20 protein-coding genes are annotated in these 18682 nt (G+C 47.7%); 4 read left to right on the top strand and 16 right to left on the bottom strand.

From position 1 onward, the window contains the following. Positions 1–96: 96 nt before the first annotated feature. Entirely contained in the window at positions 97–423 is a 327-nt protein-coding gene (locus tag BUA34_RS03145) for a hypothetical protein (protein ID WP_072827302.1), read from the top strand. 246 nt (positions 424–669) lie between these two features. On the opposite strand, the gene serS is transcribed toward BUA34_RS03145, so the two are convergent. The 15 genes from serS to ffh all read right to left on the bottom strand — a co-directional run bounded on the left by serS (position 670) and on the right by ffh (position 14212). Beyond that, positions 670–1956, bottom strand: coding sequence for a serine--tRNA ligase (gene serS / locus BUA34_RS03140; RefSeq protein WP_072827301.1), 1287 nt, complete (start codon positions 1954–1956; stop codon positions 670–672). 242 nt (positions 1957–2198) lie between these two features. Beyond that, complete coding sequence (locus BUA34_RS03135) at positions 2199–3563, bottom strand: MiaB/RimO family radical SAM methylthiotransferase (RefSeq protein WP_072827300.1); 1365 nt, start codon at positions 3561–3563, stop codon at positions 2199–2201. After that, positions 3560–4750, bottom strand: coding sequence for a SpoIID/LytB domain-containing protein (locus BUA34_RS03130; RefSeq protein ID WP_254794299.1), 1191 nt, complete (start codon positions 4748–4750; stop codon positions 3560–3562). Before BUA34_RS03130 ends, BUA34_RS03135 begins: the two co-directional genes overlap by 4 nt. Before the next feature lie 44 nt (positions 4751–4794). Continuing rightward, positions 4795–5334: a peptide deformylase gene (gene def, locus BUA34_RS03125; RefSeq protein ID WP_072827298.1), complete on the bottom strand. Its 540-nt coding sequence runs from the start codon at positions 5332–5334 to the stop codon at positions 4795–4797. Positions 5335–5336: 2 nt separating this feature from the next. Further along, positions 5337–5705, bottom strand: a complete 369-nt coding sequence (gene yajC / locus BUA34_RS03120) for a preprotein translocase subunit YajC (protein WP_072827297.1) — start codon at positions 5703–5705, stop codon at positions 5337–5339. Positions 5706–5818: 113 nt separating this feature from the next. Further along, complete coding sequence (locus BUA34_RS03115; protein ID WP_072827296.1) at positions 5819–6760, bottom strand: Crp/Fnr family transcriptional regulator; 942 nt, start codon at positions 6758–6760, stop codon at positions 5819–5821. After that, positions 6760–7665, bottom strand: coding sequence for a cyclic nucleotide-binding domain-containing protein (locus BUA34_RS03110; protein WP_072827295.1), 906 nt, complete (start codon positions 7663–7665; stop codon positions 6760–6762). Before BUA34_RS03110 ends, BUA34_RS03115 begins: the two co-directional genes overlap by 1 nt. Positions 7666–7696: 31 nt before the next feature. Continuing rightward, positions 7697–8044 carry a 50S ribosomal protein L19 gene (rplS, locus tag BUA34_RS03105; protein ID WP_072827294.1) on the bottom strand — a complete coding sequence of 116 codons (348 nt, stop codon included), beginning with the start codon at positions 8042–8044 and terminating at the stop codon, positions 7697–7699. Between the two features lie 16 nt (positions 8045–8060). Continuing rightward, complete coding sequence (gene trmD, locus BUA34_RS03100) at positions 8061–8765, bottom strand: tRNA (guanosine(37)-N1)-methyltransferase TrmD (RefSeq protein WP_014547027.1); 705 nt, start codon at positions 8763–8765, stop codon at positions 8061–8063. Beyond that, positions 8762–9319, bottom strand: coding sequence for a ribosome maturation factor RimM (rimM, locus tag BUA34_RS03095; protein WP_072827293.1), 558 nt, complete (start codon positions 9317–9319; stop codon positions 8762–8764). The genes trmD and rimM overlap by 4 nt, the downstream gene beginning before the upstream one ends. A 97-nt stretch (positions 9320–9416) precedes the next feature. Further along, positions 9417–9830 (bottom strand): 30S ribosomal protein S16, encoded by a 414-nt coding sequence (gene rpsP, locus BUA34_RS16210; protein ID WP_072827292.1) that lies wholly within the window; start codon positions 9828–9830, stop codon positions 9417–9419. Between the two features lie 286 nt (positions 9831–10116). Beyond that, a complete protein-coding gene (locus tag BUA34_RS03085) occupies positions 10117–10860 on the bottom strand; it encodes a hypothetical protein (protein ID WP_072827291.1) in 744 nt (247 codons plus the stop codon). A gap of 90 nt (positions 10861–10950) precedes the next feature. Next, positions 10951–11628 (bottom strand): hypothetical protein, encoded by a 678-nt coding sequence (locus tag BUA34_RS03080; protein WP_072827290.1) that lies wholly within the window; start codon positions 11626–11628, stop codon positions 10951–10953. Between the two features lie 11 nt (positions 11629–11639). After that, positions 11640–12452, bottom strand: a complete 813-nt coding sequence (locus BUA34_RS03075; protein WP_072827289.1) for a TIGR02147 family protein — start codon at positions 12450–12452, stop codon at positions 11640–11642. A gap of 395 nt (positions 12453–12847) precedes the next feature. After that, the gene (gene ffh / locus BUA34_RS03070) at positions 12848–14212 is read right to left on the bottom strand and encodes a signal recognition particle protein (RefSeq protein ID WP_014547033.1); all 1365 of its coding nucleotides are present in this window, start codon (positions 14210–14212) and stop codon (positions 12848–12850) included. A 511-nt stretch (positions 14213–14723) separates the two neighbouring features. Between ffh and BUA34_RS03065 the strand changes: the two genes are divergently transcribed. From BUA34_RS03065 to BUA34_RS03055, 3 genes are all read left to right on the top strand, one after another. Further along, complete coding sequence (locus tag BUA34_RS03065) at positions 14724–15479, top strand: hypothetical protein (RefSeq protein ID WP_072827288.1); 756 nt, start codon at positions 14724–14726, stop codon at positions 15477–15479. 8 nt (positions 15480–15487) lie between these two features. Further along, on the top strand, positions 15488–16558 hold the full coding sequence (locus tag BUA34_RS03060; RefSeq protein WP_072827287.1) for an AAA family ATPase: 1071 nt from the start codon (positions 15488–15490) through the stop codon (positions 16556–16558). 74 nt (positions 16559–16632) lie between these two features. Continuing rightward, the gene (locus tag BUA34_RS03055) at positions 16633–17886 is read left to right on the top strand and encodes a VWA-like domain-containing protein (protein WP_072827286.1); all 1254 of its coding nucleotides are present in this window, start codon (positions 16633–16635) and stop codon (positions 17884–17886) included. 18 nt (positions 17887–17904) lie between these two features. Here the strand turns inward: BUA34_RS03055 and BUA34_RS03050 are convergent, their stop codons facing one another. Next, positions 17905–18630, bottom strand: a complete 726-nt coding sequence (locus BUA34_RS03050) for a hypothetical protein (protein WP_072827285.1) — start codon at positions 18628–18630, stop codon at positions 17905–17907. Between the last annotated feature and the right edge of the window lie 52 nt (positions 18631–18682).

Genomic DNA, 18682 nt, shown 5'->3' with positions numbered 1-18682 from the left:
CAATAGCTCAATTTTTTTTGAAAAAAATGGCTTTTGCATCTTTTGTAAAAGCGCGGATGGATCCCTTTTTGAAAAAGAATTCTTTATATTTAAAGTATGCTGAAAAAGTTGAATGACTACGAGAGTGTACTTTTACATTTAGTGTCGCAGGGGAGTCCGCTGACGGCTGAGCAATTATTGTCGGTGCGGACGCATATTGGATTTTTCCAGCACGAGCGATTGGTGCACGAACTTGTGATGATCTTGTTTGCGCTTTTGACGGTTGGCGGAATTTTATTTTTGGTGGTTGTGCCGGAAATTCCGGTGCTTGCTCTAGATGTGCTGTTCTTTGCGCTCTTGGTGCCGTATGTGAGGCATTACTACGGGCTTGAGAATGGGGTGCAAAGGTTGTACGACGTGTACGAAAAGCTCGAAAAACTGTAGGAATGGTGACCCCGGCACCCCGGAACATGTCCGGGGCAAGCTCAGGCCGGGGTGACAATGAAAAAAAAGCAAGTCCGTGGGACTTGCTTTTTGAAATTCGATGGATCCTATCGCCTTCGGCTCCAGGATGACAGAATGTAATTACTTCTTCGGGGTGATGAATTCAAGCCCACCCCGATGAGCGGGCAAGGTTTCTTGCGAAACCTCGCACTCGGATTTTTCTTGCGAAAAATCCTCACTACATGGTTAGGCTTTCGGTTTGATAAACTCAAGCCCACCCATGTACGGACGGAGGACTTCAGGAATCTTGAGCGAGCCGTCTTTCTGCTGGTAGTTGTCGCAGATGCCGACCATCACGCGCGGAGTGGCGAGGCCAGAACCGTTAAGCGTGTGGAGGTAGACGTTCTTGCCGTTGACCTTCGTCTTGATGTTGGCACGGCGTGCCTGGTAGTCTTCGAAGTTCGAGCAGGAGCTGACTTCGAGCCACTTCTTTTCGACTGGAGCGTAAACTTCGAGGTCGTAGCACTTGGCTGCACCGAAACCGAGGTCGCCCTTGCAGAGTGCGAGGCGGTGGTACGGGAGGCCGAGCTTTTCGAGGAGTTTTTCACCGAAGCGGGTGAGTTCTTCGTGGTCTTCGTAGCTGTGTTCCGGATGTGCGAAGTAAACCATTTCAACCTTGTTGAACTGGTGCAAGCGGAGGAGACCGCGGGTGTCCTTGCCGTAGCTACCAGCTTCGCGGCGGAAGCAAGCAGAGTAAGCGCAGATGCGCTTCGGAAGTTCAGATTCCGGAATCACTTCGCCAGAGTAGAGGTTGGTGAGCGGGACTTCTGCCGTCGGGATGAGGAACAGGTCATCATCCTTGTCGCAACGGTACATGTCTTCTTCGAACTTCGGGAGCTGACCTGTGCCGCGCATGGTGTTGCGGGTAACGAGGTACGGCGGAGTGAATTCTTCGAAGCCGGCCTTCTGGTGTTCGTCGAGGAAGAACTGGATGAGGGCGCGTTCGAGGCGGGAGCCGAGACCGCGGTAAACCGGGAAGCCGGAACCAGAAATCTTGGCGCCACGTTCAAAGTCAAAAATGCCAAGGCGTTCGCCGAGAGTCTTGTGGTCAACACGGGCGAAGTCATCGTTCTTGGTGTAGTAGTCAAACGGAATCGGGCCGTCTTTTTCGACAACGTTGTCCGAACTGTCCTTGCCTTCCGGAGAACGCGGAGCGATGTTCGGAACGTGCATGAGCATTTCGGTCTGCTTGTAGTCGAGTTCCTTGAGCTTCTTGTCGAGTTCGTCAATCTTGTTGCCGAGTTCGCGTGTTGCGGCCTGGGCTTCGTCAGCGTTTTCGCCTTTCTTCTTGAGTTCGCCGATGCGCTTGGACTGGGCGTTGCGTTCACTCTTGAGGCGTTCGACTTCGGTGAGGAGCGGGCGGCGTTCGTTATCAACGGCGAGCACGTCACGAAGGCTTACGGTCGTATATTTCTTTTCGGTTTCAGCAATATAATATTCCGGATTTTCGCGGATTTTCTTAATGTCAAGCATTTTATGCCTCGGTTGAAAATTTTTACGGGGGAGAATATAGAAAAGTAGGATGTAGGATGTAGGATGTAGGATGTGAAAATTTAACGAAAACCAATGATTAATAACTTGCAATCATCCATTAATCGCAAGATTTTACTGGATCTTTTTTTTATGCTGAATGCGCTCGGGATTGTTTATGGAAAATGCGCGGGACGTTTGGGGCGAATGCTTTATGAAGTGCGCGCGGTCTCGTTTAGATTTTGTTAGGCGATAGGTTCTGCGAGCAGTGCGAAGGGTTCCGCATCGGTGATGCGGACGCGAAGCGTTGTTCCCGCAGGGAACGAACCCTGAAGCGCTACGGGGCGGTAAGCCATGTTGCGGGCAATTGTCGTGCCGCTGCGGTAGCCGGGTTTCTCAGTGACTACGGTACATTCGTCGCCAATCCAATTGCTGTTGTTTTCGAGCGCGATTTTTTGGAATGCTTCGGCGAGAATCGCGGAACGTTCGTGCTTAACATTGTCGGGTACGGCAGCGGCACTTGCATCGAGGCGTGCGGCAATAGTGTTCGGACGCGCAACGAATCGCGTGATATTGCAGACTGTCGGACGCGTTTCTTTCAAGATATTTAGCGTATCGTTGAAGTCTTCGGCGGATTCTCCGGGATAGCCCACAATCAAATCGGTGCTGAGTGTGAACTTGCTAAAGCGTTTGTTGAACTCGTTTGCAAGGGTTATGTAATCTTGTGCGGTATGGCGGCGGTTCATTGCCTTGAGCACATTTTCGCTACCGCTTTGAACAGGAATGTGGATAAACTTGTAAATGCGTTCGTCCGTGAAGCAGTCGAGCAATGCTTCTCGATAGCCGAGGACATGGCGCGGATTCCCCATGCCGAGTCGGATGCGGTAATTCCCGTTTACGTGCGTGAGGATTCTCTGCGTAAGTTCGGCAAGGTTTGTGCCGATGTCAAAACCGTAGCAGGCGCAGTCTTGGCCGGTAAGCTGGATTTCGAGGCATCCGTCATCGACGAGCGCTTGGACTTGATCGACGATGGCGTTGGGCGCAAAGCTGTGGAGACGTCCTTTGACGAGATGCGTGCTGCAAAAAGCGCAAGCATCGAGGCAGCCTTCTTCGATGTTCACGATGCCGACGAATGGCGATTCGCGAAGGACGTTCCTATGGCGGGCAAAGTTCTCGTCGGATTTTTTATAGCGAGTGCGGTCTTGTATGGCATTACCCGAATCATACTCAAATTGCTGTTCTTTTTCGAGTTCCGAAAGCGTTGTAAATTGCACTTTTGGGACGGCTCGAATTGCTTCTTCGCGGAAGTCCTTGGGGGCGCAACCCGTGATGTAAATGGGAACGTTTGGATAAGTGCTTGCTACTTTGCGTAATAGCTTGAGGGCGCCTGAATTTCCTTTGACCGTACAGACATTGAGATAGAATGCTTCGGGCTTTTCTGTGTGAGCGTCTGCGGGGGACGCTACATTTTCAAAATTTGCGGCGTTTTTCGTCGCATTTGTGGGTTCTGGAAATGTGAAGGTGACTTCGGATCTTTTCGAGAGTAGGCGCGCTATTTTTTCACCGTCGCCGAAGTTTGCGGCGCAGCCTTGGCTTAAGACGACTATCATCTGGTGAATTTTTCCAGCGTGATGCCGGGATAATAGTGTGTTAAAATTTGAATGTAGCTTTGCCCTGCTTGAGCGCGAGCGCGTGCGCCCATTTGGCAGAGTCCGACACCATGGCCGAATCCCTTGCCTTTAAGAATCCATTGATTTCCGTTGCGATGGATGCGGAAAAAACAGGAGGGGAGGATGGTGCTGCCGCGTTTGAACAGCCAGCGGATTTTGTCTGCTTTTGCGGTGAACGTGCCGTTGTTCGTTTCTATGACGAGCGTGTGAATGCGGCCGCTCTTGAGCGTGTCTTGAATGTGCATCGACTTGATGCTCGAAAAACTCGGGACGTTCGCTTTGGCTTCTTTGGCGTTTATCTGGAATAAGTCTTGCAATTCGTTTTCGGTAAATTCACGAGTCCATTCGGTGTAGTTGGATTCTCTGCACCAAGGGGTTCCATCTGGGCGAAGATCGGGTTTATTCTTGAGATAGGGGTGGTCTGGGCGGCCCCAGGTGGCAACGCCTTCTGTTTCGCCACCGCAGGTAGAATGGTAGTAGGCGGTGATAAATTCACCGTTGTACGTCATCACGACACCTTCGGTTTCGCGGACTGCTTTGTCCGTTATGTCGGTAGCGCTGTGGAGGCCTTTGTAGACTTGGTCGCGCGTGTCGGCGTAAACGTCAAAGCCTTGTGTTTTGCGACTCCCGAAGTGCTTGTAAGCGTATGTTCGGGCGGCAACGGCTTGAGCCTTGAGCGCTTCGAACTTGGATTCGTCGAGTTTGCCGATTTCGTAAGGAACAACGCCACGCAAGTAATCTTCAATGTCGATGACGTTGATGGCGTTTAGCTTGTTGCCATTGGCGGTGACAACGAATTCACCTTCGTAGCAGGCTTTGTTGAGGGATGCCTTGTCGGTTGCGATGGCAATACATTCGCCTGTTGTAGACCCAGTGGCTTTGAATACGCGGCGGTCTATAGTCTGTTGGCGTTTCGCCTTTGTCTTGATTTTGAGTTTGCCTTTAGAGGCTGTGATGTGGAACTCTTCGTTCTTTTGGCGGACGGTGATGCTTGGCACGCTTATAAAAACGCCCACTTGGATCGGGCGATTGAGTTCCTTTGCGATTTTTTGAGGAACGATGGTCTGCTCGGATACACTGCTTGCTTCAATCGGATCTAGCGGTATCGCCAAAGCTAATGGCGACATCGCTAGCGCTAAAACAGAAATTATCCGGCGCAGACTCATGAACGTTATTTCTTCTTGAGCTTCGCTTGAGTTTCTTTGGCCATCTTGCGGAGCTTGGACTGGTTCAGCGTGCGGTCCGATGTCGAAATCTTGTCGACAAAGAGGTCTCCGTTCAGGTGGTCACATTCGTGCTGGATGCAGCGTGCGAACAGACCTTCACAGTTGTGAATTTCCTGAGCTTCACCGTTGATGTCGAAGAATCGCACCGTGACACGGTCCGGACGGACTACGTTGCAGAAAATATCCGGGAGAGAGAGGCAACCTTCGTCGTAGTCGGCTGGCTTTGCATCCGGTTCTGCTTCCCATTCGGGATTGAACATAATGTACGGGCGCGGTTCTTCTTCGTCGGGGATGGCGGTGTCGATAACCACGAGACGGATGTTCTTGCCAATCTGCGGTGCAGCAAGTCCACAGCCTGGTGCTTCGTACATGGTTTCGAGCATGTCTTTTGCGAGCTGGCGGAGTTCCGGCGTGATTTCGGTAATGGGCTCGCACTTTTTGCGAAGCACCGGATCACCGTAAATTCTGATGGGGAGAATAGCCATGATTACTTCTTTTCTTCGACCTTAGCGGAAAGGTCGTTGTTGAGGACGCGGAGGATAGCAGCCTTTTCGAATTCGATGGTGGAGGTGCCAGTGCGGAGCGTGATGATGTTTTCTTCCATGCTAGCGATGGTGCCGATGATGCCTGCTGCGGTCATGACCTTGTCACCCTTCTTGAGCTGCTTGCGCATTTCGTCCATCTGCTTCATTTCCTTCTGCTTCGGGCGGATGAAGAAGAGCCACATCACAACAAAGAGAAGAATGATGGGGAGGAAGCTGGCGAGTGCACCCGGCTGTTCCGGCTGGGCAGCTGCTGCATCCTGTGCGAAAGCGGCGATGGAGGAAAGAGTCACGAGAAGTGCAGAAAGTTTCATAATAAACCTTTTAGGGGGTTGAGTGTTTTGTTCAATGAAAAAATAGAAATTTTTGATGCACTGGATTCTTCGGCTACGCCTCAGAATGACGTTTTACGCTTTTGTCCTACGGACTATTGAACAGTAATTAATTTCTTGTCCAATAACGGGTAGATGCGGTTGAGCTCGACTAGGTTCAGCAATCTATCGAAATCGGCTGAAAATTTTTCGATGAATTCTAGCCCGGGCAAATCGTTGTTCTTTGTGGATGTTTGCGGTGCAGCTTGCAACAATCGCTTTTGCAGGAGCGATTCGAGGCTTCGCATCGTGAGCGTCATTCCGTGCATGGAATGTTTTGTTTGTGCGGCAAGATCTGTTGTCTTGACGGCTACGAGACCGTTTGGCTGTAGTTCGCCTTTTTCGCTTGCTGTTTTGACGAATGCTGAGAGTACGGCTTGCTCTGTGAGCGATAGAATGTAGTGCGAAGAATTCTTGTAGATTGCTCTGATCCGGAGAGTGTCGTAAAGGAGCTCGATGAGCTTTTCGTTTTCGATGGTAAGCGATTCTGCTTGCAAGCGGATCAACTTAAAATCTTGTAAAATGAGCAATAGTTTGTATGTCTCGAGTGATGACAAATTTGAAAAATTCTTAAGCTCGTTCTTGATTGTTTTTAAACTGATTAATTTGTCTTCGGATTTTGCAAGAATGAATAAAAGTGATGGAAACGATGTAATAAATTCTTTCTTGCGTTTGTTTTCTTTTGCTATGCGGTTGCGTTGCGTTAAAAACGAAATGATGGATTTCATCCAGATAGGCTGTTTTTCCATCGTCTCCTGGAATAAACTTTGCGGGATGACTTCGATTTCGCTGTCTTCTTCTGCGCGTACTGTATATTCCAGGGGTTCGCCTTCGACAAGACTCATTTCGCCGAATGTGGAACCCGGTCCTAAATTTTTTGTCTGGATTTCGTTTTGTTCGTCCTTGTATGTTGCGACAAGGGTTCCTTTTTTGACGATATAGAAGGAGTGGGGCGTGTCTCCTTGCATGCAAAGGATTTTATCAGCAGCGATTTCCATTAGACTGTCCCCTTGAGATTTTGTTCGTACTTTAAGGCTGTTTCGTAGTAGTTTATTTTTTTCAAATCAAGAGAAAGAAGATGATTCCCTTTTTCGATAAACCACTCGAATTGCTGTATTTGGAGCCAGTCGGCGACTGTTATGGGAATATTGCGTTCCTTGAAAAAAGCGATCCAGTCCGTTGCATCTTTCGATGTGCCATTTTCTAATGTCGAAAGCAATACGAGAATTCTTTTTTGCTGGAGCGTAAGGCAAAACGGGTTCCAGGGCTTGTCCAAATCCTTTGCTTTTTGGTAATCAGAGAAGATACCGAGAAGGTATGGGTTTGGAATGGAAAGACAGGTTTTGTCACCGTGGAAAACAATCAGCTTGCGACGAATGAGAGCCTTTAAAGCTTCTGTTGCTGCTGGTAAGGGAGTCTTGGTAAGCCACGAAAATTCTTGCAACAGTGCGTTTGTCTGCAAAAAATCTTCGCTTTTGTAGAATTTGCAGAATGACGCGAGACTTGCAAGCGTGTTGTCTGTCTTTGCCGAGCGGATGGAGTCGTTGATTCTTCTTGTTCTAGCAGAAATTGCCTTGATAACGGCCAAAAGCCATACGGGGAGGCTCTTTAGCTCGGATTCCATACATTCGTCGTTGATAATCGTAATGGAGGAATCAACCGTAGCTTGGAATACGTAACGTACGGGCTCACGTTCAAGGAGCGCTCCGACGCCTACGAGATTTCCGGGAAGAATTTTAAAAACAACCTTGTTGTGTGCTTTGGGGTCAAGCGCAACAAGCTCACCCTCGTTCAAAAGGATGATTTTTTTGTCTTCGTCCTGTGGCGAAGATACAACAAAACCCGCCTTCACGCGGAGTTGCGTGGGCGGGATAAGTTTCTTTCGGGAATCCCCCGTAATCATCGGGAAATAACCGCCTTCGAAGTCGGGCTAATTAAGCCTGACGTTCTTCGATACGTGCAGCCTTACCACGGAGGTCGCGCATGTAGTAAATGCGAGCCTGGTGGACCTTACCGGAGCGTTCGACAACGATGGAGTCGATGCGCGGAGAGTTGACCGGGAAGATACGTTCGACAGCCACGGAACCAGACATCTTGCGAACCGTGATGGACTTGCCGATGCCAGAGTTCTTCTGCTGAATAACGACGCCCTTGAACGGCTGGATACGTTCCTTCGTACCTTCGATAACCTTGACGTTAACGGTAACGGTATCGCCGGCGCGGAATTCCGGAAGGTCGGTCTTCAAATTTTCATTCTGGATTGCTTCAATGTTCAGGGACATAATGTGTACCTCGTTATTATTTGTCGCCAAATGTAGTATTTATTTCAAGATTTTTAAAGATGTCGGGACGTCTTTCTTGCGTTCTTTTTAACGATTCTTGGCGTCTCCACTCTGAAATGTTCTTGTGATGACCGGAAAGTAGCACTTCGGGCACCTTTTTTCCTTCGAATTCTTCGGGGCGGGTGTAGACGGGCCAGCCCAAAACGCCTTGCGCGAAGGAGTCCGTTTCGCCGGATTCCTTGTGGCCCAGAGCTCCGTCCAGCAGTCGCACTACGGCGTCCGTGACGAGCATCGCCGGAAGTTCGCCTCCGCTCACGACAAAGTCCCCGATGGAAATTTCCATGTCGACCTCGGTCTGGCGGATGCGGTCATCGATTCCCTTGTAGTGTCCGCAGACAAGTACAAGGTGGTTTTCTTGAGAGAGTTCTTTGGCAATCTTATGTGTGAAGGGAACGCCGTCTGCCGTGAGATAGATGACTTTGCCGCCATCTTCCTTGACACCCGTGCTGCGAATGGCCTTCGCAAGCGGTTCGGGACGGAGTACCATGCCCGGTTCACCACCGTACGGGACATCGTCCACTTGCCCGTAGGCGTTGATGGCGAAGTCACGCAGATAGACTGTGTTGAACTCAAACAAGCCTTTTGCCTGTGCGCGGCCCATGATTGAACTTTTCATCGGCGCGAACATTTCGGGGAAGATGGTGATGCAGTCGATCTTCATCGTTCCTCCGGGCAAAGGGATTTTAGATAGTCGCTATCGCAAACTATGAACTTTCCGTCTTCGTTGATTTCCTTGACACAATCATCAATCCAGGGGGCGAGGATGGACTTGCTGCTGAATTCGGATTGCATGGCGAGGTCGAACTTGATATGGAACGCATCGACCGTCATCAGTTCTTGCACTTCGAGGACTTCGCCTATGTCGCGACCGTCTTCGGTGTGAACGCGGAAACCTTCTAAATCGTCAATGTAATATTCGCCTTCGGGGAGCGGGAGACGTTCGGATTCGGGAATCATGACGTCGCTATTGACGAGGACTGCTACGGCTTCGGGAGTATCAAAACCCTTGAATTTCAAGTGCCAAATCGTGTTGGCGACTTTAGCGTCTTCGAGGGTGAGTTCCACGATTTCGCCATTCCTCTTTTTGACGCGCACGTCTTTAAGGCTCTTGCAGCGATTTAAATCATGGGTCAGGGGCATTGCTTTGATGTAACCCTTAACGCCATGCGCACGCATGAGTTGGCAGACGGTGATGTAGGATTCGTTTTGGTCCATTTTAGCGGATTGGCGAGTGTGGAAAACCGGGAGGGAAAGTTGTTGCTAAAGAAAAAAGTCCCGTGCAAGCGCACGAGACTCTTCTTTAAAGGCGTAATTAAGCCTGTGCTTCTTCAGCGGCCGGAGCTTCAGCAGCTGCCTTGGCAGCCTTTTCAGCTTCGAGACGAGCCTGAGCCTTCGGGCTCAACTTGCGCTGCTTGGACTTGATTTCGCGAGCCTTCGGAGCCTTGCCTTCGATGGAGCGGTTGGCCTTGAGGTCGTGGAACAAGTCAGAGATACCGGTCTTCTTGAGGAGGGACTTGACGGTGTCAGACGGCTGAGCACCAACAGAGAGCCACTTGAGAACCTTTTCCTGTTCGAAGCGGATTTCCGGCTGCTTGAGGTTCGGGTTGAAGAAGCCGACCTGTTCGATAAAGCTATCGTCGCGAGCCTTGCGGTTGTCGATGACGACGATGCGGTAGATCGGGTTGTGACGCTTGCCGAAGCGGGCGAGACGGATAACAGTTGCCATTTTATACCTCTTTATGGGGTTTTTCCCGAAATTTCGGGGTTTTAGTTCTTTTGATGCCAAATATAGCAAACTTGCTTTTGTGTGTAAAGGACGGCAATGAAAAAAAAATCCGTCCTTTTCTTATAAAGTAATTTATGAAATAGCCGAAAAATGCCAAAAAGTGTCGAAATTTTGATAAAAATGGCAATTTTAGTGTATGTGAAGAAAGCCCCGTGAATCCGGGGCTAGAATGATTTTTTGACTTGATTAATGCTGTTTGGGGATCAATATTGGGTTTAATCTGGATTTAGAATGTCGTTATGGGCTCGATTTGAGGAGGGATACCTCTGCAAGCTTCGATTGTTTGCGAGGCAAATTCATTCCAGTATATGTCGAGGTAATTGTAAAAATAATGGGGCTTAAAGTATTTTCTCGAATCTCTCGAGGGATCGTCTTGAGACGGGCTTGGCTCTATTTTTACATTGCAGACGATTTTTGTTTCTGTTTCTTCCGTGATATCGCCGAATTCGGCTTTGCAAGATTCCTTGAATTGCAATTTGGATTGCGCGAACATTTCAGTGTTGAACCACGGGTTTGTCCATTTTTTCGTGATGGTGTTGCTGTGCAAGTAAACGGAATAAAAGATGGTGTCCTGGTATGTTTCGCACGCGATCACATCGGAATTGCCATTATAAAACTCGAATGCGGTTCCGTTTTCCAACTGGATTCGATTGGGCAAGCACCACAAGGGATTTTCGGGGTAGTCCGGATTTTCTGCACACCAATAATCTACGGTGATATCGTTGCTTATCGGGTTGCCGTTCAACCAGCTTTCAAGAGTCTCTTTGGTCTCGTCAGAAATTGCAAATATTGGTGGAGTGTATGTGGAGTCTTGTTGAGGCTCGAGGCGTATCTGTTTGCTCGGCTCTTCTTTGATTTGCGCAACGGATGCTTCCGGTGCAACGGAATTGCTCGAGGAGCAGGCGGTGAACGCGAGTGCTACTGCGGCTCCAACGATTGTTTGTGAGATTGATTTGGTGATGGTTTTCATGTTTTTCTCCTTTTTTAAGAATAAGTCTTACAACGAGTCAGAATAGATTTCTGACACTTTTCATTTTTAATTTTTCATTTTTAATTTTTTTTATTCTCTACAGACTTTTATAATCTGCGTTCCGTACTTTTTCCAGTTCGGATCGGTGTATTGTATGGCGTTATTCTCGACTAGGTTTTCTTTAGTCGGTGCTATTTTGCAGCTGTAGCTTTGTTGCCCGTCAGTGATGCCTTCTGTTTCTGTAATGAAATTTCCGTGTTCATGAATGCAGTCGGCCTCGAAATCCATTGCAATTGATGTTGCCGAGGTATCGGGAATTGTGAAATTTTTTTGTATAAGCGAACTCGAAACTTGGACGGAGTAAGCGAACCACGTTTCTTCTGTTTCGCAACTGATAGCGGCGACATAAGCAATTTCAAGGTGCCGCAATGTTCCATGCTCGGTCTTTACTCCTGTGAGTAAACTTGTATGTTGTGCAGAAGTGTCTAGATTAATGATTATATCGTGTATGGGCGTGGGGGTTAGGGGATTAAAGCTTGCCTTGGAATCGACGATAAATGTTTTTTCGCCTTGAAACCAGATGGCCGATGCGCTGTCGACAGCTGCGTCGATTTGCGCCGTGATGGCGTTCGGCTGTTCATCCGTGCCGGCTGAGTTTTCGTTTCCGCAGGCGGCGAGGGAGGCAATTGTGACCAACGAGAAAGCGACCGTTATAAGACTTACAAAAATCGTGACCGGGAATGATAAAATTTTGTACAAGTGCTTCATAATCCATCCTCCTATACTTTGTCCGTCAGCGGGAAAAGTTGCAAGTTAAGGCGGTAAACTTGATCGATTTTCTTACATTCGTTGGCAAGAGTGATGACGCGTTTGCGGCAGTTGTCGACCTCTTCGGAAATGCGCTCGAATGTCGGTGCGTCGATGCCCATGGTGACTCCCGAAATGTTCCTTTCGGTGACGTCGATTTTGTCGATGGCTTCTTTCGCGAGGTCGGTCATGTCGCGGTGCATGGTACGGAGGGCGAGCGGTATGGCCTCAGACGAACCGGTGATGGCCTTGTCCGTTTGCTGGTAGGTATTTTCGTCAGTTTCTTCAAGGAATTTTGCCTTGGTGAGCATGGCTAGCGAGTCGCGGACTTGTTGCGCTGTGAAGGCGTGCTTGATTTTCTTCGCAATTTCAAGCGGGAGGGCGCCTGGCATCAAGGGGGCGAGTTCTCGGACGATGGAATTTATGGCAGATTCGTAATAGGCGAATGTGTCGGCGTCAATGACACGTGCATGCTGTTCTTTTGCAATGCGGGTGAGGTCGGCAAATGCGGCCTTTTTCTTCTCGTCGTTTGATGCATTTCCGAAATCGACCATCTTTTCGAAGTAGGTGAGTTCAAAGCCTGTCAGCTTCATTGCGGCAGCTACGCGCGGTAACCCCACGCGGCTCAGTGAAGTTTTGCCTTCACATACGAGCTTGAGGTAAGACGGCGAAGCGAATCCGGCATCCTTCGAAAATTCACGCCAGGTAAAACCGGACTTCTTGCGTTCTTCGTAGAAGTCCTGCATGTAGCGGCGGTAATCTTGGTATTCGGTTATCGGTTTCATGAGGTTAGGTGTTAGGTAATAGGTATTAGGTGTTAAGGGTGTCACCCCGGATTTATTCCGGGAGCGCCTTTTAAAAATCGCGTTCTCCTGCTTGTTTATAATATAACTCTGAAAAACTCGAAAGTCAATAGTTTGTGATACAAAAACTTTGAATTTTCACGAAAAATCAAAGAAATTTTGATATTTATAAAATTTATTTTTGTTAATGAAACAAAATTCTTTGCTAATGATACAAGGGCGAAATTCGCGGCAGTAGACCGAAGAAAGTTGCTGATGGAAGTTAGCTGTTGGAAGTATGAAAAAAGCCCGCTTGCTTTTGCAAACGGACTTTTGAAATTCTCTAGACGAGAAGCCGAGATGCGCGGAATTCACGGAATGCGTGGAAAACGCGGCGCCTATCTCTTTTTCTTCTTGTTCTTGTCCTTAGGCGGCGTGTAGTTCGAACCGATCGTTCCGCCGTTGTTCTGGCGCTTGGCGAAATCGCCGACCTTCTTGAACATTTCCTTCATGCTTTCGTACTGCTTGAGGACTGCGTTCACGCGGGCAGCATCCGTGCCGGAACCCTTCGCGATACGTGCCTTGCGGCTACCGTCGATAATCTGCGGCTTCTTGCGTTCCTTCGGCGTCATGGAGCTGAGGACAGCTTCCACATAGACCAACTGCTTTTCGTCAATCTGGTCGAGCGGGAGCTTGTTGAGTCCCGGGATGAGGCTCAAAATGTCCTTGATGCGTCCGAGCTTCTTGATGGTGCGGAGCTGCTTCAAGAAGTCGTTCAAGTCGAACGTGTTGTTGAGAATCTTTTTCTTGAGGTCCTTCGCGTCCTTTTCATCGATGACCTGCTGTGCTTTTTCCACGAGGGATACCACGTCGCCCATGCCGAGGATTCGGCTTGCCATGCGGTCCGGGTGGAAAAGGTCGATTTCGTTCAGCTTTTCGCCAACACCGATAAAGCATATAGGCACGCCCGTCATCTTCTTGATGCTAAGCGCTGCACCGCCGCGGGTATCGCCATCCATCTTCGAGAGGCAGACGCCCGTGAAGTTCAGGCGGTTCCAGAACGTTTCGGCGACATTCACCGCTTCCTGACCAATCATAGCATCGGCAACGAACAAAATTTCGTCCGGATGAACCGCGTCGCGGGCCTTTTCGAGTTCCTGCATCAACTCTTCGTCAATCTGCAAACGGCCTGCGGTATCGTAAATCACGAGGTCAAAACCGTTGTCCTTGGCGTACTGGTAGCCGTGCTTGATGATTTCGACCGGATTGCCTTGGCCTTCGTCGTAAACCGGAACGCCGATGGACTTGCCGAGCACCTGCAACTGCTTGATTGCGGCCGGACGGTAAACGTCTGCGGCGACGAGGAGCGGTTTCCTCTTCTTCTTGCTGCGCATCCAGAGAGCAATCTTGCCTGCGAAAGTCGTCTTACCCGAACCCTGCAGACCAACCATCATGATGCCCACCGGAGACGGTGCGGAAAGATTGATTTCCTTAGTTTCGCCACCCATGACGGCCACAAGTTCGTCGTGGATAATCTTCACAATCTGCTGACCCGGGGTCACGGAATTGAGCACTTCGGCGCCCATGGACTTTTCCTTGACAGACTTCACAAAGTCGCGGGTCACGTTGAAGTTCACGTCGGCAGCGAGGAACGCGCGACGCACCTCACGCAGCGATTCCGCCACATTTTCTTCGGTAAGTTTGCCCTGCCCACGCAGGTTCTTGAGGGTATTTTCTAGAGAATCAGTCAGCTGTGAAAACATAGTGGGTCAAATTTAGTAAAGTCGGAAGTAGGAAGTAGGCGGTAGGAAGAAAATGTGAGTGAAAAAGCTTGTAATGGTGTCATTCTGAGCGGAGCCAGTAAGGCGAAGTCGAAGAATCTATAAAATTTAGGAATGTTGGTGAAAATGCTTGTAATGACGTCATCCTGAACGCGAAGCGTGAAGGATCCAGTAAATTTTATATGGGGAGGGAGAAGTCTCTCCCTCGCTTCAGCCCCGGCTATCAAGTGCGAATGCTGTATGTCATGCCCGTCTCCGAACGGGCACCTCCATTTTTTTTTCAAAAAATGAATCTGCGTTGGGGCTTCCGCTACCTTCTCGAGCGGGCTTCAGACGCCAGCCCGCAACGCCTGGCTTACGCCGCCTTCGATAGTTCCTTTAGAAACGTTTGATCCGATCTTATCCTTTCATGCGTCGGTAGTTGTCGCATTGCGGTCGTATATTTTCCTATAGAATTTAATGGAGACAACCATTTTTGCAAACTATAGGAAAAATGAGAAGTAAACATTTTAAAGAACGTGCCTTTGAGCAGGTGGAGTACAATTACTGGAAAAAACTGGTGGGCGAGATTCTTGTTCCCGGAGTGCCAGGGAGTTACCCTTCCGAAGGGGAAATCCTTAGCGCCTATAATGAGATGTCGGCTCGGCATCCGGAATGCAAGTGCAAAATATTGAAAGCGAAAAATCTAGGCCAACCTAAGCCGAGTTCGGAATGTTTGTTTCAAAGGGGGGATAAAATCAGTGGAATCTGGATAATTCGGCAGATGGGGTCTACAGATGACGTGCTTGAATTTTTTATGAGTTCTGCACAACTTTATGTGAGTCTTAAGCATAAGGGCTTACCATCGATTTTTGTGCGGTCTGCGACCTGTAACCTGCAGCAGACTATGAAAAATTTTGAGGACTTTATCGACAACTACTTACTTCATCTTGTGGGCCTTGAACAGGAGAAAATAGAATTTGAAAAGATGCTCAAAATCGAAAAAATGGCAAAATTAAGCATAAGAACGGGCGTTTCTCAGGTCTTGTCCTCATTGAGTTACGAATGGAATTTGGTGGACAAGGGGGAATGTTTTGCTCTACGGATTGGACTTGGAAAGAAAAAACTTGTTGAAATGTCGCTAAACGATAAAAATTTCACTAAGAGAATCCCTGCTATACCCGAAATGCTAAAAAACATTGAAGGACTGCTAAAAATAATGCCGTTTCCGGTGGACATTTCAATGACAAAGGAACTCTTAAAACTATAGAGGTATGTATGTCGGTAAGGATCAATGCGCGGGAATTGGAAAGTTTGTTGGCTGCGACTCCCGCATCGCAGAACATTATGCTCACGGGCAAACACGGAATCGGCAAGTCGCAGATTCTGGAGAAGTTCTTTACAGCCCGCGGCGAGCGTGTGATGATTCTGTTCTTGGGGCAGATGAGCGATCCGGGTGACTTGATTGGGCTTCCGCGGCTTGACGAAACAACCGGAAAGACTCTGTTTATGCCGCCTTACTGGTTTCCGACCGATGGCAAGCCAGTGGTGCTGTTTTTGGATGAACTGAACCGCGCCCGCCCTGAGGTGTTGCAGACAATCATGGATTTGACGCTGAATCGTACACTTGCGGGCCGAAAGTTACCCGAAGGTTCTCGTGTGATTAGTGCGGTGAACGATGGTGAGGAATACCAGCTGACCGATTTGGATCCGGCGCTCGTGAGCCGTTTTAATATCTACGAATTCAAGCCCACTACGCAGGAATGGTTGCTGTGGGCGGCGAAGGCGGGGCTCGATTCTCGCGTAATAGACTTTATTTCGGAAAATCCAGAAATGCTCGATGGGGCCGCCTTTACTCGCGAAGATCAAGGACTTGAAAAATCACCTGACCGCCGCGGATGGGAACGAGTATCGAATGTGCTGCAGACGAACGAGGTGACGCCGCTTTTAAAGATTGTAATTGCGGGTATTGTCGGCATGCCTGCAGCAACCAAGTTCTTTGCGACAATCAACCAAAAACGTTTGCCTAGCGCAAAGGAAATTTTGCTCGGCGATTTCGCAAAGTTGCAAACAGCGCTCAAGAAATGCTCAACGCCGGAACTTGCCTCAGTGAACGAATCGATTCTTCGCTTTATCGAGACGAAGAGTTATGATGAGAAGGATGATGCGAAGGTATCGAAGAACGTTGCTGCATATTTTGAATTCCTTTCGGGTGAAAATTTTCGCGAGGCGCAGGCTCATTTTGCAAACTTGTATTCCTCTTCGCTGTACCCGTCGACGATGACATTTGTGATTATGCAGTGCCCGGATTTGTATAAGAAGATTACGGCATTTGTTAAGTCAATTTAAGGCTGTCATCTTGGAGCGTAGCGATAGGATTCAGTTAAGATGAGTATAGAAGGACTGGGGTGAATGTTTTAAATATGGATTGTATAGATAGAATAAAGAAAATTGGTGAAAGGTGGTTCCTGACGGAGCCTCTGTTGTTTGCTGTATGTTGCAGTCACGAGTTTTGTGAGAATGATTCGCTTGATGTGGCGATGCGAACCGGAAACAGAAAGGTCGAATTTTCTCCGAAGGTTTTGCTAAATGTGCCTGATATTGTGTTGGCGGAATTCCTAAAAGTAGAGATGTTCCGAATTTTGCTCAAGCACCCGTATCAACGACAACCCCCTTTTGCCGAAAAATCGTTGCTTACTTGGGCGAGTAATGTCACGATCGCTGATGTGTACGATGTTTCGCTGCCTGTTAAAAAACAGATGAGCGGCACCGAGTTGAAAATGTCTAAAGGGCTTTGCTTTGAGGAATATTACAACTTGCTCAAGCAAATGATGGAGCCAAATTCAGGAAGTAACGGTGAATTGCGGAATGACGGCGGGTCGAGCCAACAAGGCGATGCTGGTGATGGTTCTTCTGGGAAAAATGCCGCTGATGGTAACGGTGCGAAGGATAGTACGCAAGGTGAAGGTAATGCTCAAGAAAAACGGGATACGCAAATTTCGGAGCTTTGGGATGAAGATGAAGAAGCCTGTTGCGACATAAACGGATTTGTCGAAATTGCCGAGGCTAGCAACAACTGGGGCTCTATTTCGGGCAAACTGCAAGGCATCATCAAGGCGAGCCTGAAAGTAGACATGGACTATCGCAAAATGTTGAGCCTGTTCAAAACCTCGATCATTTCGAGTAAGCGTCGCCTTACGCGTATGCGCCCGAATCGCCGTTTCGGTTTTGATGCCATGGGTAGTCGCTACGAGCTTTCGACAAACTTGCTGATTGCAGTTGATGTTAGCGGCTCTGTAACCGACAAAAGTCTATCCTTCTTTTTCTCGGTGATTAATAGGCTCTTCAAATACGGCGTCGAAAAATTAGATGTGTTGCAGTTTGATGCTAAAATTCAAGGTGATCCTGAACCGTTAAAAAATGCGCGCAAGGCTGTAAAAATTATGGGGCGTGGTGGTACGAATTTCCAACCTGCTGCTGACTATTTCTGCACACATCCCGAATATGACGGACTCATCTACTTTACCGATGGCTTCGCTCCGGTGCCAAAGTTCAACACCAAGCGCCCCATCGATGTACTGTGGGTTTTATGTGGAAAATCCGCCTACGACCAAAACGCAGAGCGAATTAAAAAATTGAAACGGAACCGTGTCACATACATTCCTAAAAGAGAATGATGACTGAAAAGAAATTGATTAAATCTCCATAAAATAGTAACGATATGTTGGATCGTTCGATATAAACTTCCACTTAATTTTTTGAGTTAGTTGTTGATTTAATGTTGTAATGTCATCCTTTTTCCCTGTAGGCTTTCCAATATCTTTAGCTGAAGGGATTATTTCTTCTGCTTGTATTTCGTCTTTTGAAGAAATGTTTGTTTCTTTACTTCTGAAATATTTGTAGATGTCTTTTTCTTCTTCACCTTTTTTCGGTTCTAATTTTGTGAAGAAATTTAGATCATCAACAATTGTTAAAACGAATGTCCTTGCATAATGTTTTTTTTCTTTCACTTGTTGCATAAATTTGATGTCCTTTATAAAGGAGTACATTTGTTCTGGATATTGTTTATTTCTAGGGAACTTTAATTCAATGGCGTAAATTTCATCTATATCCTTAACTTCTTTTTTATTATTTTTCTTATAGACAAAAATATCCATTTCTGTTTTTTTCCATTTTTCTTTTTCAAAAACTCCCCAAAGTTTCTTTGCGTTTCGTTCAAATTGAACTTTGTAGTTCTCTCCAAGTTTTTCTCGAATATATATTCCTAGTTCATGCTGCAAGGAAAATTCGTTATATATATCATAATCCTTATTATTGGGAGTTTCTAATTTTTTGAGCAATTCCTTGTCTAAGAAATCTTTAATTATTTCCTTTATATCCATTTTTATTTCCTTCTTGCCATAATCATGGTAATTAAACATTTTTCTCCATAAATATACTCCTAAAATGTCGAAATAGCCCATTTTTTAGAGA

The sequence above is a fragment of the Fibrobacter sp. UWB12 genome, assembly GCF_900142485.1.
Lineage (GTDB): Bacteria > Fibrobacterota > Fibrobacteria > Fibrobacterales > Fibrobacteraceae > Fibrobacter.
This window is presented reverse-complemented; position numbering and strand designations above follow the sequence as displayed.

Bases quoted from the DNA above. Each gene is read 5' to 3' on its own strand.
- BUA34_RS03145 (WP_072827302.1), top strand. From the start codon at position 97: ATGCTGAAAAAGTTGAATGACTACGAGAGTGTACTTTTACATTTAGTG.
- serS (WP_072827301.1), bottom strand. From the start codon at position 1,956: ATGCTTGACATTAAGAAAATCCGCGAAAATCCGGAATATTATATTGCT.
- BUA34_RS03135 (WP_072827300.1), bottom strand. From the start codon at position 3,563: ATGATAGTCGTCTTAAGCCAAGGCTGCGCCGCAAACTTCGGCGACGGT.
- BUA34_RS03130 (WP_254794299.1), bottom strand. From the start codon at position 4,750: ATGTCGCCATTAGCTTTGGCGATACCGCTAGATCCGATTGAAGCAAGC.
- def (WP_072827298.1), bottom strand. From the start codon at position 5,334: ATGGCTATTCTCCCCATCAGAATTTACGGTGATCCGGTGCTTCGCAAA.
- yajC (WP_072827297.1), bottom strand. From the start codon at position 5,705: ATGAAACTTTCTGCACTTCTCGTGACTCTTTCCTCCATCGCCGCTTTC.
- BUA34_RS03115 (WP_072827296.1), bottom strand. From the start codon at position 6,760: ATGGAAATCGCTGCTGATAAAATCCTTTGCATGCAAGGAGACACGCCC.
- BUA34_RS03110 (WP_072827295.1), bottom strand. From the start codon at position 7,665: ATGATTACGGGGGATTCCCGAAAGAAACTTATCCCGCCCACGCAACTC.
- rplS (WP_072827294.1), bottom strand. From the start codon at position 8,044: ATGTCCCTGAACATTGAAGCAATCCAGAATGAAAATTTGAAGACCGAC.
- trmD (WP_014547027.1), bottom strand. From the start codon at position 8,765: ATGAAGATCGACTGCATCACCATCTTCCCCGAAATGTTCGCGCCGATG.
- rimM (WP_072827293.1), bottom strand. From the start codon at position 9,319: ATGGACCAAAACGAATCCTACATCACCGTCTGCCAACTCATGCGTGCG.
- rpsP (WP_072827292.1), bottom strand. From the start codon at position 9,830: ATGGCAACTGTTATCCGTCTCGCCCGCTTCGGCAAGCGTCACAACCCG.
- BUA34_RS03085 (WP_072827291.1), bottom strand. From the start codon at position 10,860: ATGAAAACCATCACCAAATCAATCTCACAAACAATCGTTGGAGCCGCA.
- BUA34_RS03080 (WP_072827290.1), bottom strand. From the start codon at position 11,628: ATGAAGCACTTGTACAAAATTTTATCATTCCCGGTCACGATTTTTGTA.
- BUA34_RS03075 (WP_072827289.1), bottom strand. From the start codon at position 12,452: ATGAAACCGATAACCGAATACCAAGATTACCGCCGCTACATGCAGGAC.
- ffh (WP_014547033.1), bottom strand. From the start codon at position 14,212: ATGTTTTCACAGCTGACTGATTCTCTAGAAAATACCCTCAAGAACCTG.
- BUA34_RS03065 (WP_072827288.1), top strand. From the start codon at position 14,724: ATGAGAAGTAAACATTTTAAAGAACGTGCCTTTGAGCAGGTGGAGTAC.
- BUA34_RS03060 (WP_072827287.1), top strand. From the start codon at position 15,488: ATGTCGGTAAGGATCAATGCGCGGGAATTGGAAAGTTTGTTGGCTGCG.
- BUA34_RS03055 (WP_072827286.1), top strand. From the start codon at position 16,633: ATGGATTGTATAGATAGAATAAAGAAAATTGGTGAAAGGTGGTTCCTG.
- BUA34_RS03050 (WP_072827285.1), bottom strand. From the start codon at position 18,630: ATGTTTAATTACCATGATTATGGCAAGAAGGAAATAAAAATGGATATA.